Below are 16,743 nucleotides of genomic sequence, written 5' to 3'. Positions count from 1 at the left end.
AAAGACTTACAACCAATAACATTAAGCCAAATGAAATTCTATTGCGTTTTAAAAACAAAAAATCCCATTTGAAATTCAAATGGGATTTTTACTTATGGTTGTAAATATACTATTCGTACATTTTAGCTCTTAATTCTTTAATTTTTGGATCGTCTAAATACTCATCAAAAGTAGCGTATTTATCAATCACTCCTTTAGGTGTAATTTCAATAATTCTATTCGCTACTGTTTGAGCAAATTCGTGGTCATGAGTAGAAAATAAAACTGTTCCTTTAAAATTCTTTAAAGAGTTGTTTAAAGCCTGGATAGATTCTAAGTCTAAGTGGTTTGTAGGTTCATCTAATACCAAAACGTTTGCTCTAGTCATCATCATTCTAGACAACATACAACGTACTTTTTCTCCTCCAGATAATACATTACATTTTTTTAGCGCTTCTTCTCCACTAAAAATCATTTTCCCTAAGAAACCTCTTAAATGTACTTCTTCTCTCTCTTCTTCTGTTTTTGCATATTGACGTAACCAATCTACCAAGTTTAACTTTTCATCTACAAAGAAAGATGAATTGTCTGATGGTAAATAAGATTGATTAGTAGTAATTCCCCACTTATATTCCCCTGTATCAGCAGACTCATTACCCATAATAATTTGGTAAAAAGAAGTAACTGCCTTAGAGTTTTTAGAAACTACCAAAACTTTATCTCCTTTAGCCAAGTTGATATCTACATCTTTAAACAAAGTTTCTCCTTCAAAAGATTTTGATAAGTTTTCTATGTTTAAAATTTGATCTCCAGCTTCTCTATCTCTATCAAAAATAATAGCAGGATATCTACGGCTAGAAGGTTGAATTTCATCAACATTTAACTTTTCAATCATTTTTTTACGAGAAGTAGCCTGTTTAGACTTTGCCATATTCGCAGAAAAACGACGAATAAATTCTTCTAATTCTTTCTTTTTATCTTCTGCCTTTTTATTGGCTTGTTGACGTTGTTTAGCTGCTAATTGAGAAGACTCGTACCAGAAAGTATAGTTTCCAGAATAATGATTAATTTTTCCAAAATCTATATCAGAAATATGAGTACAAACAGCATCTAAAAAGTGACGGTCATGCGATACTACAATTACTGTATTCTCATAGTTAGCTAAAAAGTTTTCTAACCAAGCAATGGTTTCAAAATCCAAGTCGTTGGTAGGCTCATCCATAATCAATACATCAGGATTTCCAAACAAACACTGTGCTAACAACACACGTACTTTTGTTTTACCATCTAAATCGGCTAACAAAGTGTAATGCAAATCATCTTTAATTCCTAAGTTTGATAACATGGTTGCAGCAGCAGCATCGGCGTTCCATCCATCCATTTCTTCAAAACGAACTTGTAACTCTCCAATTTTTTCTGCATTTTCATCAGTATAATCAGCGTATAAAGCATCAATTTCTGTTTTGATTTTATGCAACTCTTTGTTACCCATCAACACCGTTTCTAAAACGGTATACTCATCAAAAGCATAGTGATCTTGAGTTAATACAGACATACGCTTTCCTGGATCTAAAGTAACGTGACCAGAAGTAGCTTCCATTTTTCCAGATATAATCTTTAAAAAAGTAGATTTTCCTGCTCCATTGGCACCAATTACACCATAGCAATTCCCTTGTACGAATTTTGTATTCACTTCATCGAACAACACTCTTTTTCCGAACTGTACCGATAGATTTGAAACTGTTAACATGACTCTTATTTTTAATTTGCTGCAAAAGTACAAAAATGATAAAGAAAATTGCCTAGATTTCAAACAGCTTTCATAAGATTTTCTATCTTTAATTAATGGATTTTTTTCACATTAAAAACGCAGTGTTTATAGGGTTCTTTCTTGCTTTTATGATAGGCCCTGTATTTTTTAAACTACTACAAACAAGCATATTAAAAGGAGCTAGGTATGCTATTGCTTTTGATTTAGGGGTTATTTTAGGCGATATTACTTTTATTTTATTAGCCTATTTTGGAAGCAGACCTGTGCTAAAAGAAATTAAAAACGATCCTAGATTATTCTTGTTAGGAGGAGTTATCTTAATTATTTACGGATTAATTATTCTATTAGGAAAACCTAAAAAAGAAAAAGATGACACAGAAGTTGACCTTAAACTCTCCACTTCTAATGATTATTTAAAACTATTTATAAATGGTTTCTTTTTAAACTTTATTAATGTTGGCGTCTTGGCTTTTTGGCTAGGTTTAATTGTAGTTATTGGCCCTGCTTTAGACATGAATCCTCTATACATATTTTGGTATTTTACCCTAATTATTGGTAGCTATTTTGTTACTGATATGGTTAAAATTCTTTTAGCCAAACAATTAAAACACAAGTTAACCCCAAAAGTGGTACTTCAAATCAAAAAAACAATGGGCTTTATTTTAATTGTTTTTGGAATTTTTATGATGTTAAAAGGATTTATTCCTAAAGACGATTTTAACTTTGATAATTATATTGAAACTCCTAATAACTAGCCCCCATCATGATGAAGAATAAACATCTTTTGATTTTAACATTCTTATTCGCATCTATAAACCTAAATGCCCAACAATTTTTTGGAGGACACCCACTAGGACAAGATTGGCAAATTTTAAGTTCCCCTGCTGTGAGAGTAATTTATCCAAATGGAATGAATTATCAAGCACAAAGAATTGCTAGAATTACAAACTACATAGATAAAAACAACAGACGTTCTGTAGGAGATAAAGAACGACAGATTGATATTGTTCTACAAACCCAAACCACTTTCTCTAATGGTTATGTAGGATTGGCTCCTTTTAGAAGTGAATTTTACGGAACTCCACCACAAAGCAATTTATCTCTTGGTTCTTTAAATTGGCTTGATGTACTTTCTATTCACGAATACAGACATGTGTTACAAAACATTAATGCTAAAAATGGAATTGTTAATTTTTTCTATTATTTAGGTGGAGAATCTTATTGGGCCGTAGTAAATAATTTAGTGTTACCTAACTGGTATTACGAAGGTGATGCGGTAATTAGCGAAACTGCTCTTAGTGAATCTGGAAGGGGTAGAAATCCTTTTTTTACTTTACAACAAAGAGCCTTGATTAACGAAAATATTAATTATTCCTACCTAAAAAACAGAAATGGTTCTTATAAAGACCTACTTCCTAATCATTATCCTTTAGGATATATGATGTTAACCTACCTAAGAAATCATTATGGAAATGATGTGGTAGCTACTATTTTAAAAGAATCAACATCTTTCAATGGACTTTTTTATCCTTTCTCTAAAGCTATCAAAAGACATACAGGCATAAAAAACACTACAAAATTATATCAAAACGCTTGGGAAGAATTTAAAGAAAAAAACAAAACGCAATTAAAAAACACAAATTTAATCCCCACTACTCCACTCTTTAAAAACAGCCCAAAAACAATCACAACTTATAGTTATCCAATTTCATTAAACGACAATACCGTAATTGCAAGAAAAACTAGTTATAACACTACTGATGAACTAGTAAGAATTATTGACGGAAAAGAAACTAAAATTACTTCTATCGGTATTAATAATGATAACTTTTTATCATACAATCAAAACTTATTAGCTTGGACAGAAAGCACTAGAAATCCTCGTAGAGGTGCCCAAAATTATTCTGATATTATTCTTTTTGATTTAAAAACAAATCAAAAACAGCGATTAACCCAATCAACTCGCTATTTTTCTCCCTCTATTTCTCCTGATGGAGCCCAAATTGCCACCATACATATTAGTCCTTTAGAACAGTTTAAGCTTTGCATTTTAAATGCCAAAACAGGAAAAATCATCAAAACTTTTGACAACCCTAAAAACAGATTTTTATCAAGAACCGCTTGGACACTAGACGGAAAAAACATTATTAGTATTGTAAAAGAAAACGGAAAACTTTGTTTGATAAAAATTAATACTAAAAATGGTAAAACAACAGAACTAACCCCATGGATTGCTCACACTATAGAAACTCCTTTTGTAACAAAAAATAGGGTTTATTTTAACGCCAGTTTTTCTGGTATCGACAATATTTACAGTACAGATTTGCAAGGAAGCAAACAAATCAGAAAAGAAACCTCTGTTAAAGTTGGAGCATTTCAGCCAAGTATATATAAAAACCAATTGATGTTTACTGAATACAGTTCAAAAGGTTTTAACATTTCTACACAAAAACTAACCACAAACAATTCCTTTATTAGTTTTAAAGAACCTAATAAAATGGAACAATACAACACTATTGCCAATCAAACAGAAGGCGGAAATATTCTAAATAAAATTGATAGTACAACTACTTATAAAAGTAAAAACTACAAAGGATTGTTTACCGGATTAAAATTACATACTTGGGGAATTATTCCATCATTATCGGTTTCATCTATCAACCTAAGGGCGGTAAATATTTTAAATGATTTGGCTATAAATGTTAGCACAGAAATTAATCACAACGAAAACAATCGTATTATTTATGGTGGAAACATGGTACTCTCAAGGTATTATCCTGAAATCACCTTTAGTATTAGCCAATCAAACAGGCAAACCGTTTTTGAAAATAACATCAATAATCAATACGATATTTTAAATTTTGATGAAACCAAACTAGGGTTAAAAATTGGAACTCCTCTTACTTGGTACAAAGGGAATTACATTACTAATTTTGAGCCTTATGTAGAAGGAAATCAATTTGTTTTAAACAATTCTAAAACTGTTTTTAATCAAAAAAAGTTTACTGCTTATCACACTGGTTTTTCTTTTAGTTCTATCAAAAGAACTGCTTTTCAAAACATAGGACCTCGTGGAGGGTTTGCATTAAACATCAGTAAAAGGGCAAGTATTGTTAATAATGAGAATGCCAATAAACTTAACCTTAACTCCACGCTATATTTACCCGGAATTTCTAAAAACCACTTTCTTAGAATAAGAGGAGAATATCAAAAAGAAAAACTAAGCAATCCATACCAGTTTAGTGATTATTACAACTACCCTAGAGGTTATAACGCTCCTTTAAATGATGAGTTTACCTCTATTAGTTTTAATTACGGTTTACCACTAGCATATCCAGATTTTGGTTTTGCTGGAATGGCTTACTTTAAACGTATTAAAGCCAATTTGTTTTATGATTATGGAGTTGGAAAACTGAATAATGAAAACATTAAAAACGAATTTAAATCTCAAACTTATAATTCCATTGGAACAGAAATTTTATTTGACAATGTTTATTTTAATGTATTACCTATTTCAGCTGGAGTTAGATACTCACATTTATTAAAAGAAAACCTGATTGGAAACAGTTCTGGTGGATTTCAATTTATTTTAGCCACAAACTTATCTTTCTAAACATCAATTTAACTTAAATTTGTATCAAAAAAAGGAACAAATGTCATCAAACTCACAGCCCAATAATCCACTACATGGAATAAAATTAGCCGATATTCTTACAGAATTAATTGAAAATTTAGGTTGGGAAGAGATGGAAAAAGAAACTGGAATTAAATGTTTTGGTAACAACCCTACTTACAAAAGCAGTCTAAAGTTCTTAAGAACAATGCCATGGGCAAGAAAACGTACCGAAGATTTATACTTAGATTGGCTAGAATATAAAGAGTTACACAATCTATAGGTAGTTCTAAGTAAATAGCGTACATTTGCATTTTTATAATCAGATTTGCAAACTTGTCGTATAGGTTTGTGGATCATAAACAAACTTATATGTCGACATTTAGCGAATTAGGGTTGAAAGAAGAAATTCTTTCAGCTTTGATAGAGATGGGGTATGAAACTCCATCAGAAATTCAAGAAAAATCAATTCCACAAGTAATATCATCTACTGATGATTTAAAAGCTTTTGCACAAACTGGAACAGGAAAAACTGCAGCTTTTAGTTTACCTATTATTCAACAAATAGACGTTAACAGCAACAATGTACAGGCAATTATTTTGTCTCCTACACGTGAATTAGCGGTTCAAATTGGTGATCAAATAGAAAAATTTTCTAAAAACATTAAAGGTTTAAAAGTTGTTACTGTATACGGAGGAGCAAGTATTGAAGACCAAACTAGAAAATTAAATAGAGGAGCACAAATTGTTGTGGGTACTCCAGGTAGAACTGTTGATTTAATTAACAGAAGAAGACTAAAACTAGAAAACTTACAATGGTTGGTTTTAGATGAGGCTGATGAAATGTTAAACATGGGATTCAAAGATGATTTGGATGCTGTTTTAGAATCTACTCCATCAACCAAACAAACATTATTGTTCTCTGCAACTTTCCCTAGAGAAGTTGAAGCTATTGCACGTAACTACATGCATCAACCAGTAGAAATTTCTGCAGGTACTAAAAACACAGGTTCTGATGATGTTAGTAATGAATACTATGTAGTAACAGAGCGTAACCGTTATGCTGCTATTAAGCGTATTGCGGATGTAAACCCTGATATTTATGGTATTATTTTCTGTAGAACTAGACGTGAATGTCAAGAAGTATCAGAAAAATTAATTGCTGACGGATACAATGCTGACTCTTTACACGGAGATTTATCACAAGCACAACGTGATAACGTAATGCAAAAATTCCGTAACAAAACAGTTCAGATGTTGGTTGCAACTGATGTTGCTGCTCGTGGATTAGATGTAAACAACTTAACACACGTAATTAACCACAAATTACCAGACCAAAACGAAGCTTATACACACCGTAGTGGACGTACAGGTAGAGCTGGTAACAAAGGAACATCTATTGTTTTGGTTACTGCAAGAGAAGTTGGAAAACTAAGACCTATTGAACGTAAAATTCAAAAGAAATTCATTAAAAAAGAAGTTCCTAGCGGAAAAGAAATTTGTGAAATTCAGTTATTTAAATTAGTTGAAAAAGTAAAAAATACTGAAATCAACACTAAAGAAATCTCTGGATATTTAGATAATATTTACGAACAATTTGAAGGTTTATCTCGTGAAGAATTAATTCAAAAATTTATATCGGTTGAATTTAACGCCTTTTTAGAATATTACTCTAAAGCAAACGATATTAACGATAATAGACCTGCTAGAGAAAGTGATGATAGAGGAAGAAGAAGAGATGACGAAAATATGTCTCGTTTCTTTATCAACATAGGTAGAAAAGACAATTTAACGCCTCCTCGTTTAATGGGATTGATCAACGATCAAAACATAACAAACAACGTAGAAATAGGACAAATTGAAATTTTAGATACTTTCTCTTTCTTTGAACTAGACAAAAACTTTGAAAAAGAAACCCTTGATGCCTTTTTAGCTAATTCTCCTGAATTTGAAGGAAGAGGTGTAAATGTAGAAATCACCAAAAAACGTCGTTCAGGCGGAGGTGGTGGTCGTGGTGGAGATAGAAGACCACGTAGAGATGGTGGAAATTTCCGCGGAGGAGATAGACCACGTAGAGATGGTGGAGATTTTAAAGGTAAACGTAGAGAATCTTCTGGAAACAGAGATAACTCTAACCGAGGTAATTCTTCGGGACGTGTTCAAAACAAATCTTGGGGTCGTAAAAGAGACTAATCTTTTGTAGAAATATCATAAAAAAGAGGACTGTAAATAGTCCTCTTTTTTTATTCCATATTATTCTTGGAATCAAAAAAGCCTTTTGTTTTACAAAAGGCTTTTAAATTTAATAGGTTATTCTTTAATAATCTTTTTAACTAATGTTTTTCCATCAGCATTAATGTTTAATAAATAAATTCCACTATTTAATTCAGAAACATTCAACTGATTATTATTTAAACTAGTAGTTGATAATATTTTTTGCCCCATAACATTATACATCTCAACAGAAGTAAGATTTACATCATTTAATTTTATAGTTATTACATCTTTAACAGGATTAGGATAAATACTAAAGTCAGATTCTGATAAAGTAGCAGTAGATAATGCAGTATTCACTTTATATACAAGTTCTGTATTAACACGTTCAGACTTTCTTGTATCTAATGCCGTTGGCTGAGAAGATGAAGCATCGTATAACAATGATGCATGAGTTGTTCCAGACCAATGCCAGTTTAATGAACCGTCTCCTGAAAACAATAAATTAGGATCACCAGCATCTAATGGTACTAAATTAGAACAATCCCAATCTACAGAAACTTCCAAAGCACCTCCTGAATAATTAAAATCTGAATCTAAATCAAAACTTAAGAATCCTTCTGCACCTGGAAAATTATTTGTAGTATTAAAAGTATAAGTACCTACCAAAGTAGCACCACTTACAGCAGTATCCCACGCTGTATCCACAGCTGCCACCTCAGTCGCTGATGAATTTTTCATATAAACTTTTAAAGTAGCATCTCCCGAAGCTGTAATAATATTTACTGAACCTAAATCGAATTTAATCATAGATATGGTAGCGTCTGAAGTTAAACTTGTCAATTCAGTAGCAGAGTATAACATAGTTGCTCTAGAATACACAGAACTCGACCCTGAATCTGATCGTTGTAAAGGACCTCTAGTTGCTGAAGCAGATGTTCCTGAACCTAATGTTAAAGTTTGATCTGCATTTGGATCTGTATAAACTATTTGTGTATTAACACGCTCAGACTTTCTTGTATCTAATACTGTTGGCTGAGAAGATGAAGCATCGTATAATAATGAAGCATGAGTTGTTCCAGACCAATGCCAATTTAAAGAACCATTTCCTGAAAACAATTGGTTTGGCTGACCAGCATCTAATGGTATTAAATTAGAACAATCCCAATCTACAGAAACTTCCAAAGCACCTCCTGAATAATTAAAATCTGAATCTAAATCAAAACTTAAGAATCCTTCTGTACCTGGGAAATTATTAGCAGTATTAAAAGTATAAGTTCCTACCAAAGTAGCACCACTCACAGCAGTATCCCACTGTGTATCCACGGCTGCCACTTCAGTAGCAGATGAATTTTTCATGTAAATTTTTAAAGTAGCATCTCCCGAAGCTGTAATAATATTCTCTGAACCTAAATCAAAGTTTATTTGAGATATAATAGCTGTAGAAGTTAAACTTGCTAATTCCGTTGCAGAATACAACATAGTTGCTCTAGAATATACGGAACTCGACCCTGAATCTGATCGTTGTAAAGGACCTCTAGTTGCCGAAGCAGATGTTCCTGAACCTAATGTTAAAGTTTCTTGTGAGAAACCAAATGTACAGCTTATTAGTAATAAAGCTAAAAGTAGTTTTGTTTTCATAATGATAGTTTTAGTTGTAGTTGTAGTTATTATTTTTTTAAAACCATTTTTTGGTTTACCAAACTGGTTAACCAAATTTATATTTTATTTACGATATCCACAAGAAAAAAACATAAATACTTAAAAACCAGCAAAAGAATTACTTTAAAAATCATCATATAACAACTATAAAGCACAAATAAAACATATTTAGCAAAACACAGGTTCGTTGTAATTATATACTAATCAAAGACAAGAACTTGTTGAATTGTTCGTTTACTTTAAGGTGAAATCTTTTATCTTTGACGATATGAAAAAAATACTGCCATTCCTTTTTCTAGCAATATTAACAGCAGCTTTAACATCAAGCTGTCAAGATGAATTTTGCTTAGACCCTACCACTCCTAACCTTATCATTAGGTTTTATGATAAAGATGTTGTTACTGAAAAAAAATCTATTGAATTAAAAGTTTGGGTTGAGAATAAAGACACCATCTACAATGGTGTTTCTACCGACTCAATTTATTTACCTATAGACACCAAAAATTCTAGTGTAGTATATCACATTAAAAGTGATGATATCACAGAAGATATTACTTTGAGTTATACTGTAGAAGATAAATTTGTATCTAAAGCCTGTGGATTTAAAAGTATTTTTAACAATATTACAGTGAATACCACAAACAATGGATGGCTAAATAGTTTTACTACTACCACATCTGATATTACAAACCAAAATCAAGCACATGTTAAAATATTTCATTAGTTGTTTTATTTTACTTTGCTCTTTTGTTAGCATCGCACAAAATAAAGAATTAGACACAATCAATACTATTAAAGAAATTAAAAGAGATAGTGTTGGTGAATTTTACAATCCTAAAACCTATGGATTAAGAATTGGATTTGATTTAGTTAAACCTGTATTATCTTTTAGCAACGATGATATCAAAGGTGCTGAAGTAGTAGCAGATTACCGTATCAACACTCGTTTATATGCTGCAGGAGAAATGGGATATACACAAAGAACTATTCAAGAAGATTATTTTAATCATACTGCCAAAGGAACTTATTTAAAACTTGGGGTTAACTATAACTTGTACACCAACTGGCTAGATATGGATAACGAAACTTATCTTGGGGTAAGATATGGTACTAGTATTTTTAATAACGAATTAAATAATTATAAAGTTTATCAATACGGTGATTATTTTGATCCTAAAACAGGAAATGGTATTAAATACAACAACTTAAACGCTCATTGGCTTGAATTGGTTGCTGGTATAAAAGTAGAAACTTTTAAAAATTTATTTTTAGGATTCATGGTAAGCTTTAGCAGATTAATCACAACCAACGATCCTGATAATTTTAAAAACACCTACAGTCCAGGAATTGGAAAAATTTCTAAAACCGGAGCTGGCGCAAATATCAACTACACTATTACTTACAGAATTCCTCTATATAAAAAATAAATCATGCAAAAAATTCCATCGGTAGATTTACAACAATTTTTATCTAACCAAGCTATAGACAAGCAAGCTTTTGTAGAACAAATAGGAAATGCTTTTAGCAATATTGGTTTTGTAGCTTTAAAAGGACATTTTTTATCTGATGAATTGATAGAAGAATTGTATCAAGAAATTAAAAACTTTTTTAACCTTCCGCAAGAAATCAAAAACAAATATGAAATTGATGGATTGGGTGGGCAACGTGGATATACCTCTTTTGGAAAAGAAAGTGCCAAAGGAAAAACCGAAGGAGATTTAAAAGAATTTTGGCATTTTGGACAATATGTAGACAAACATGATGTTTTATCAGAAGCTTTACAAAAAGTATTGATTCCTAATATTATTGTAGAAGAACTTCCAAATTTTAATAGAGTAGGAAAAGAAGTTTATCAGCAACTAGAAAAAACAGCTAAGTATGTTTTAAGAGCCCTAGCTATTTATTTAGAATTAGATGAAAACTATTTTGATGAATATATTCATAACGGAAATAGTATTTTAAGACCTATACACTACCCTCCTATTCAATCCGAACCTAAAGGAGCGGTAAGAGCTGCAGCACATGGAGATATCAATTTAATTACTTTGTTGATGGGAGCTCAAGGAAGAGGTTTACAAGTTCAGAACTTACAAGGAGATTGGATTGACGCCATTGCTCAGCCTGATGAATTAATGATTAATGTTGGAGATATGTTATCAAGATTAACCAATAACAAATTAAAATCTACCATTCACCAAGTCATCAACCCACCTAAAGAACTTTGGGGAACTTCACGTTATTCTATTCCATTTTTTATGCACCCAGTGCCAACAATGGATTTAACTTGTTTAGACAACTGTGTATCAGACAACAACCCAAAACAATACGAAGATATTAGTGCTGGAGACTTTTTATACGAAAGACTAAAAGACCTAGGTTTAATCAAATAAAGCAGTGTTTTCCCTCTTTCATCTTTTTTTCTTAATTTTATAGTTAAAGAAAAAGAAAAAATGCAAAGAAAAAGAAGTCACAGTAAAAGGAGGAGATCCTCAGGGAAAGATAGAATATTAGACAGACCAAAACTATTTTTTATCTTATTAGGTACCATTTCTATTTTATTTGGTGTGTTTATAGGTGATGTAAAAATTGGAGAACAGACTTTCCCTTTTTATTACCCAATAGCCTTTGGATTATTTCTTGAGTTATTATCAATTCTTATATTTGTAAAACAAAAACAAATTAAGATTTAATGGCTAAAAAATTAAACGATCTATCAGCATTAGGTGCTTTTGCCTATTCTACCAATGAAGATGTTTATTTTGATAATGGTGAAGAAACTACCGAAACATTACCAAACAACAAACAAAAACTAGAAGCTGTTTTTTCTAACAAAGGACGTGCAGGTAAAATTGTTACAATAATTAGAGGTTTTGTTGGAACTGATGATGATTTAAAAGCATTAGGTAAACTCCTTAAAAATAAATGTGGTGTAGGTGGAAGTATTAAAGATGGAGAAATCATCATACAAGGAAATCACCGAGACAAAATCATGGATATTTTAACCAAAGATGGTTACAAAGTAAAAAGAGTTGGAGGTTGATTGTTATCAATTAACTTCCATTTTATTTCTTTCTTTCCCAAACTTTTTAAGTAATTATTGGTTTTAGAAAAATGTTTACAACCAAACCATCCTCCCTTATTAGCTCCTAATGGAGATGGATGCGTAGCCTTTAAAATTTTATGTTTTTGCTCATCAATTAAAATTTCTTTTTTATGAGCAAAACCACCCCAAAGCAAAAACACAACTTCTTGTTTTTCTTTTGATATTTTTTGAATTACAGCATCTGTAAAACTATTCCATCCAAATTTTTGATGACTATTAGGTTTTCCTTCTTGCACGGTTAAAGTTGCATTTAACAATAAAACACCTTGTTTTGCCCAAGCGGTTAAATCTCCAAAACTTTTTGGCATTTCAACTGCCAAATCATTAGAAATCTCTTTGTAAATATTTTTAAGAGATGGCGGAAACTTTTGCGTTCCCACATATGAAAAACACAATCCATTTGCCTGCCCTTTTCCATGATAAGGATCTTGTCCAATGATGACCACTTTAACATCCTTAAAAGCACAATATTTAAAAGCATTAAAAATATCATCTTTTGGTGGATAACATGTATTTAATTGATATGCATCCGATACCTTTTCTACCAAAACAGGCCAATATGATTTAGAAAATTCTTCTTTTAATAGTTCTTGCCAATCATTTGGTAGTAGGGTCTGCATATTTGTTTTGAATGTGTATTTTTGTGTTACTTACAAAATAACAACATCTACAGTAAGTACACAATTAAAGCATGAGTCAAATACACAGTAAAACTTTACAAGATTTAGAATTTTCTATCATTTTAGAAAGTATTTCTAAGCATTGTACTTCGGAAAAAGGAAAAGAATTAATTTTAGATATTGTTCCTTTTGCTAATAAACCCGATTTAGAAATTGCTTTGGCACAGGTAAATGAATACTTGGGCTCTTTGGTTAGTGAAAATAGAATTCCTAACCATTATTTTGATGATATAGACAAAGATGTAAAGCTTTTAAAAATAGAAAACAGTAAACTTTTACCAGAAGCTTTTTTAAAAATTGCCAATATATCTAATACTTCTAATGAGATTATAGTTCATTTTCAAAAATTTAAAGACTACTACCCTACTTTATCTTTATTGACTGAAGATGTTGAGTTTACTAAAAATATTGTAGATGCTATTTTTAAAATCATCACCAATTACGGTGAAGTGCAAAGTAAAGCCTCTGAATTACTGAATCAAATTAGAAAAAAACTAAATGATGTTCGTAGCCAAATAAGTTCTTCTTTTAATAATGAATTGGCTAAATATAACAAAGCAGGATATTTAGATGATATTAGAGAGTCTATTATAGAAAATCAACCTGTTTTGGCTGTACAATCTATTCATAGAAAAAAAGTAAAAGGAAGTATTTTAGGAACCTCTAAAACAGGAAGTATTGTTTTTATTGCTCCACAAAACACCTTAAACCTATACAGACAATTACAAGAACTTTTATTAGAAGAAAAGCAAGAAGTAGATAGAATATTAAGAATTCTAACCGATCAAATTAGACCTTTTGCCCCATTAATAGAAGATTATATTGTTCTTTTAACCGCTTTAGATGTGTTAAAAGCAAAAGCTTTTTATGCCAAAGAAATCGAAGGAGTAAAACCTGAATTTTCTAAAAATCAGGAAATAAACTACATCAATGCTTACCATCCTATTTTATTAGAAAAAAACAAATCAAAAAATTTACCTGTAGTTCCTCAAACACTTTTGCTTGGTGAAAAACAGCAAATTATTGTGATTTCTGGACCTAACGCAGGGGGAAAAAGTATTACGTTAAAAACCATTGGATTATTACAAGTAATGATTCAAAGCGGAATTTTAATTCCGGTACACGAAAATAGTACAACTCACTTTTTTGATCATATTTTAACTGATATAGGTGATAATCAATCTATAGAAAATCAATTAAGTACTTATAGTTATCGATTAAAAAACATGCGTGGATTCTTAAAAAAATGCACCAATAATACTTTGTTTTTAATTGATGAATTTGGTACTGGTTCCGATCCTGAATTAGGAGGAGCATTGGCAGAAATTTTCTTAGAAGAGTTTTACAATGTTGGTGCTTATGGAGTTATTACCACACATTACACCAACTTAAAAGTATTGGCTGATGAATTGGAAAATGTAGTGAATGCCAACATGGCTTTTGATAGCAGAACATTAGAACCTTTATTTACACTACTAATTGGTCAGCCTGGAAGTTCTTTTACTTTTGAAGTGGCTCAAAAAAACGGAATTCCTTTTAGTTTAATCAATCGTGCTAAAAAGAAAATAGACAAATCTAAAGTTCGTTTTGATAAAACAATTTCTAAGCTACAGCAAGAGCGTACCAATTTACAACGCAATACTTTAGACATGGAACAACAAAGTTCTAAAGCTAAAGAATATGCTGATGTTTTGGCAGAAAAAGAAAATAAAATTCAAGAAAAACTAGAAAGTTTTCAAACACTGTATGATACCAATCAAAAAATATTAAGCATTGGTAGAAAAATAAACGAGCTGTTAAACAAATACTTTCAAACCAATAATAAAAAAGAATTTAAGTCTGAATTAGACAAATGGGTAATCATAGAAAAATCTAAATATGATATTGCCCATCCTAAGATTAAAAAATCTAAACCGCAAAAGGTAAAAGAAAAAATAGCTAAGAAAAAAGCGGAAAGTATTTTAAAGAAAACCGAAGAAGAGGTTTTAACAAAGGTAATTGAGGTTAGAAAAGAAAAGATAAAAGAAGAAAAAATAGCTGCAGAAAAAAAAGCAAGCTATGTTTTTAAACTAAACGATAAAGTAAGGTTGATTGATGGTAGAGCTTGTGGTATTATAGAAAAAATTGACAAGAAAAAAGTAACCATTAATTATGGAATGTTTACCACAGCTACCACTTTAGATAAAATTGAATTGGTAGTAGCTGCTAAGAGGAAAAAATAATTAATTTAAAATCACTTTTTTAATTAACTCTTCTCCAAGAGCTTCGTTCATCATGGTTTGGATTTTTTCCTTTCCATAACTTAGCTCTGTTCTTAATGCTGCGGATGAAATTTTAACCATTAAAGTTCCACCTTTAAGGCTTATTCTCTCTGTATAAGATTTTACCCCTGGCCCCATTAATTTTGCCCATTCTTCTTCAACATTAATTTTCTGAAATCCTTGTTCTAAATTATTTGCTTTAATAAAATGTTTCATCAAATCACTTAAAGGATTTGCCTCACTTTGCCTAACTGTTCTAGAATCTATTTTTTTCTTAGCCATTATAAGTGAAATATTTTATAGGGTTGATTGGTTCTTTTTACAACATTTTCGGTTCGCTCTCCATGCGTATCAGTAATAAATATTTGACCAAAATGATCTTTATTTACCAGATTAATTACTTGAGTTACTCTATCTTCATCTAACTTATCAAAAACATCATCAAACAAAAGAATTGGTTTTTTACCAGTAATTTGTTTCATAAACTCAAACTGAGCCAGTTTTAAAGCAATTAAATAAGATTTTTGTTGACCTTGAGAACCAAACTTTTTAATTGGATATCCATTTAATTCAAACTGTAAATCATCTTTATGAATCCCAACAGAAGTGTATTGCAACATTCTGTCTTTACCAATATTTTGTTCAAACAACTCTAACAAAGGAGCCTCATCTAACTGAGTTTTATACAACAAACTCACCTCTTCTTTAGAATTGCTAATTTCCTGATAACACTCATTAAAAATGGGAGCAAATTCTTTTAAAAACCAAATACGTTTTTCATAAATATAATTACTCAACTCCAACAATTGCTCGTTATATACATTTAAATTTAGTGCATCAAAAGTTCTGTTGGCTGCAAAATATTTTAACAAAGCATTACGTTGCGCTAAAACCTTATTGTAGTTCACCAAGTTTTGTAAATAGGCTCTATCTTGTTGAGAAATCACCCCATCCATAAACTTTCTTCTAGTTTCACTACCCTCAATAATTAAATCTCTATCCGAAGGAGAAATAATAACCAATGGAAAGTTTCCTATGTGATCAGAAAATTTATCGTAAGATTTTCCGTTTCGCTTTACTACTTTTTTGGTTCCTTTTTTAAGGCTACAAACAATTTTTTCTAAGCGTTCATCTTCTAATAAATAATCACCTTCTATGATAAAAAAATCTTCGCCATGCTTAATGTTTTGGGTAGCTACAGCGTTAAAATAACTCTTTGTATATGATAGATAATAAATAGCATCAAGCACATTGGTCTTTCCAACCCCATTGTTTCCAATAAAACAATTTATTTTGGCATCAAAATCAAATAATTCTGATGTGATGTTTTTATAATTAACCAAAGATAGTTTCTTAAGATGCATGTTTATTTTACTCAATTAAAAAAGGAAGTGCAATTTATCACTTTTTGGTGAATCCTGTGTTTTGATATTCGATTAAAAAAACTATTTTTGTCCAAA

At 30.9% G+C, this 16,743-nt stretch carries 15 protein-coding genes; 10 read left to right on the top strand and 5 right to left on the bottom strand.

Annotation, left to right across the window (positions count from 1 at the left end; genetic code table 11):
* Positions 1–109 precede the first annotated feature (109 nt).
* Positions 110–1,729, bottom strand: coding sequence for an ABC-F family ATP-binding cassette domain-containing protein (locus tag AXE80_RS04810; RefSeq protein ID WP_068824958.1), 1,620 nt, complete (start codon positions 1,727–1,729; stop codon positions 110–112).
* A 95-nt stretch (positions 1,730–1,824) separates the two neighbouring features.
* Between AXE80_RS04810 and AXE80_RS04805 the strand changes: the two genes are divergently transcribed.
* From AXE80_RS04805 to AXE80_RS04790, 4 genes are all read left to right on the top strand, one after another.
* The gene (locus tag AXE80_RS04805; protein WP_068824956.1) at positions 1,825–2,505 is read left to right on the top strand and encodes a LysE family translocator; all 681 of its coding nucleotides are present in this window, start codon (positions 1,825–1,827) and stop codon (positions 2,503–2,505) included.
* A gap of 8 nt (positions 2,506–2,513) precedes the next feature.
* A complete protein-coding gene (locus AXE80_RS04800) occupies positions 2,514–5,363 on the top strand; it encodes a TolB family protein (RefSeq protein ID WP_157359345.1) in 2,850 nt (949 codons plus the stop codon).
* Between the two features lie 40 nt (positions 5,364–5,403).
* On the top strand, positions 5,404–5,646 hold the full coding sequence (locus tag AXE80_RS04795; protein WP_068824952.1) for a VF530 family protein: 243 nt from the start codon (positions 5,404–5,406) through the stop codon (positions 5,644–5,646).
* 89 nt (positions 5,647–5,735) lie between these two features.
* Complete coding sequence (locus tag AXE80_RS04790; protein ID WP_068828684.1) at positions 5,736–7,556, top strand: DEAD/DEAH box helicase; 1,821 nt, start codon at positions 5,736–5,738, stop codon at positions 7,554–7,556.
* 117 nt (positions 7,557–7,673) lie between these two features.
* Here the strand turns inward: AXE80_RS04790 and AXE80_RS04785 are convergent, their stop codons facing one another.
* A complete protein-coding gene (locus AXE80_RS04785) occupies positions 7,674–9,218 on the bottom strand; it encodes a T9SS type A sorting domain-containing protein (RefSeq protein ID WP_157359344.1) in 1,545 nt (514 codons plus the stop codon).
* 289 nt (positions 9,219–9,507) lie between these two features.
* Between AXE80_RS04785 and AXE80_RS04780 the strand changes: the two genes are divergently transcribed.
* The 5 genes from AXE80_RS04780 to AXE80_RS04760 are packed head-to-tail and all read left to right on the top strand — an operon-like array spanning position 9,508 to position 12,279.
* Positions 9,508–9,963 carry a DUF6452 family protein gene (locus AXE80_RS04780; RefSeq protein ID WP_068824949.1) on the top strand — a complete coding sequence of 152 codons (456 nt, stop codon included), beginning with the start codon at positions 9,508–9,510 and terminating at the stop codon, positions 9,961–9,963.
* Positions 9,944–10,666, top strand: coding sequence for a DUF6048 family protein (locus AXE80_RS04775; protein WP_068824948.1), 723 nt, complete (start codon positions 9,944–9,946; stop codon positions 10,664–10,666). The genes AXE80_RS04780 and AXE80_RS04775 overlap by 20 nt, the downstream gene beginning before the upstream one ends.
* Positions 10,667–10,669: 3 nt before the next feature.
* Positions 10,670–11,629: an isopenicillin N synthase family dioxygenase gene (locus AXE80_RS04770; RefSeq protein WP_068824947.1), complete on the top strand. Its 960-nt coding sequence runs from the start codon at positions 10,670–10,672 to the stop codon at positions 11,627–11,629.
* A gap of 60 nt (positions 11,630–11,689) precedes the next feature.
* Complete coding sequence (locus AXE80_RS04765; RefSeq protein ID WP_068824945.1) at positions 11,690–11,929, top strand: hypothetical protein; 240 nt, start codon at positions 11,690–11,692, stop codon at positions 11,927–11,929.
* Positions 11,929–12,279 carry a translation initiation factor gene (locus tag AXE80_RS04760; protein ID WP_068824943.1) on the top strand — a complete coding sequence of 117 codons (351 nt, stop codon included), beginning with the start codon at positions 11,929–11,931 and terminating at the stop codon, positions 12,277–12,279. The genes AXE80_RS04765 and AXE80_RS04760 overlap by 1 nt, the downstream gene beginning before the upstream one ends.
* Here the strand turns inward: AXE80_RS04760 and ung are convergent.
* A complete protein-coding gene (ung, locus tag AXE80_RS04755; protein ID WP_068824941.1) occupies positions 12,252–12,962 on the bottom strand; it encodes a uracil-DNA glycosylase in 711 nt (236 codons plus the stop codon). The two genes, AXE80_RS04760 and ung, sit on opposite strands and share 28 nt — an antisense overlap.
* 71 nt (positions 12,963–13,033) lie before the next feature.
* Between ung and AXE80_RS04750 the strand changes: the two genes are divergently transcribed.
* A complete protein-coding gene (locus AXE80_RS04750; RefSeq protein WP_068824939.1) occupies positions 13,034–15,244 on the top strand; it encodes an endonuclease MutS2 in 2,211 nt (736 codons plus the stop codon).
* Here AXE80_RS04750 and AXE80_RS04745 read toward each other — a convergent pair whose 3' ends face one another.
* Positions 15,245–15,565, bottom strand: a complete 321-nt coding sequence (locus AXE80_RS04745) for a DciA family protein (protein ID WP_068824937.1) — start codon at positions 15,563–15,565, stop codon at positions 15,245–15,247.
* On the bottom strand, positions 15,565–16,647 hold the full coding sequence (gene recF / locus AXE80_RS04740) for a DNA replication/repair protein RecF (RefSeq protein WP_068824935.1): 1,083 nt from the start codon (positions 16,645–16,647) through the stop codon (positions 15,565–15,567). The genes AXE80_RS04745 and recF overlap by 1 nt, the downstream gene beginning before the upstream one ends.
* Between the last annotated feature and the right edge of the window lie 96 nt (positions 16,648–16,743).

This window comes from Wenyingzhuangia fucanilytica (assembly GCF_001697185.1).
Taxonomy (GTDB): domain Bacteria; phylum Bacteroidota; class Bacteroidia; order Flavobacteriales; family Flavobacteriaceae; genus Wenyingzhuangia; species Wenyingzhuangia fucanilytica.
Note: the sequence above shows the minus strand (reverse complement) of the source record. Positions and strands in the feature narration are given on the sequence as shown.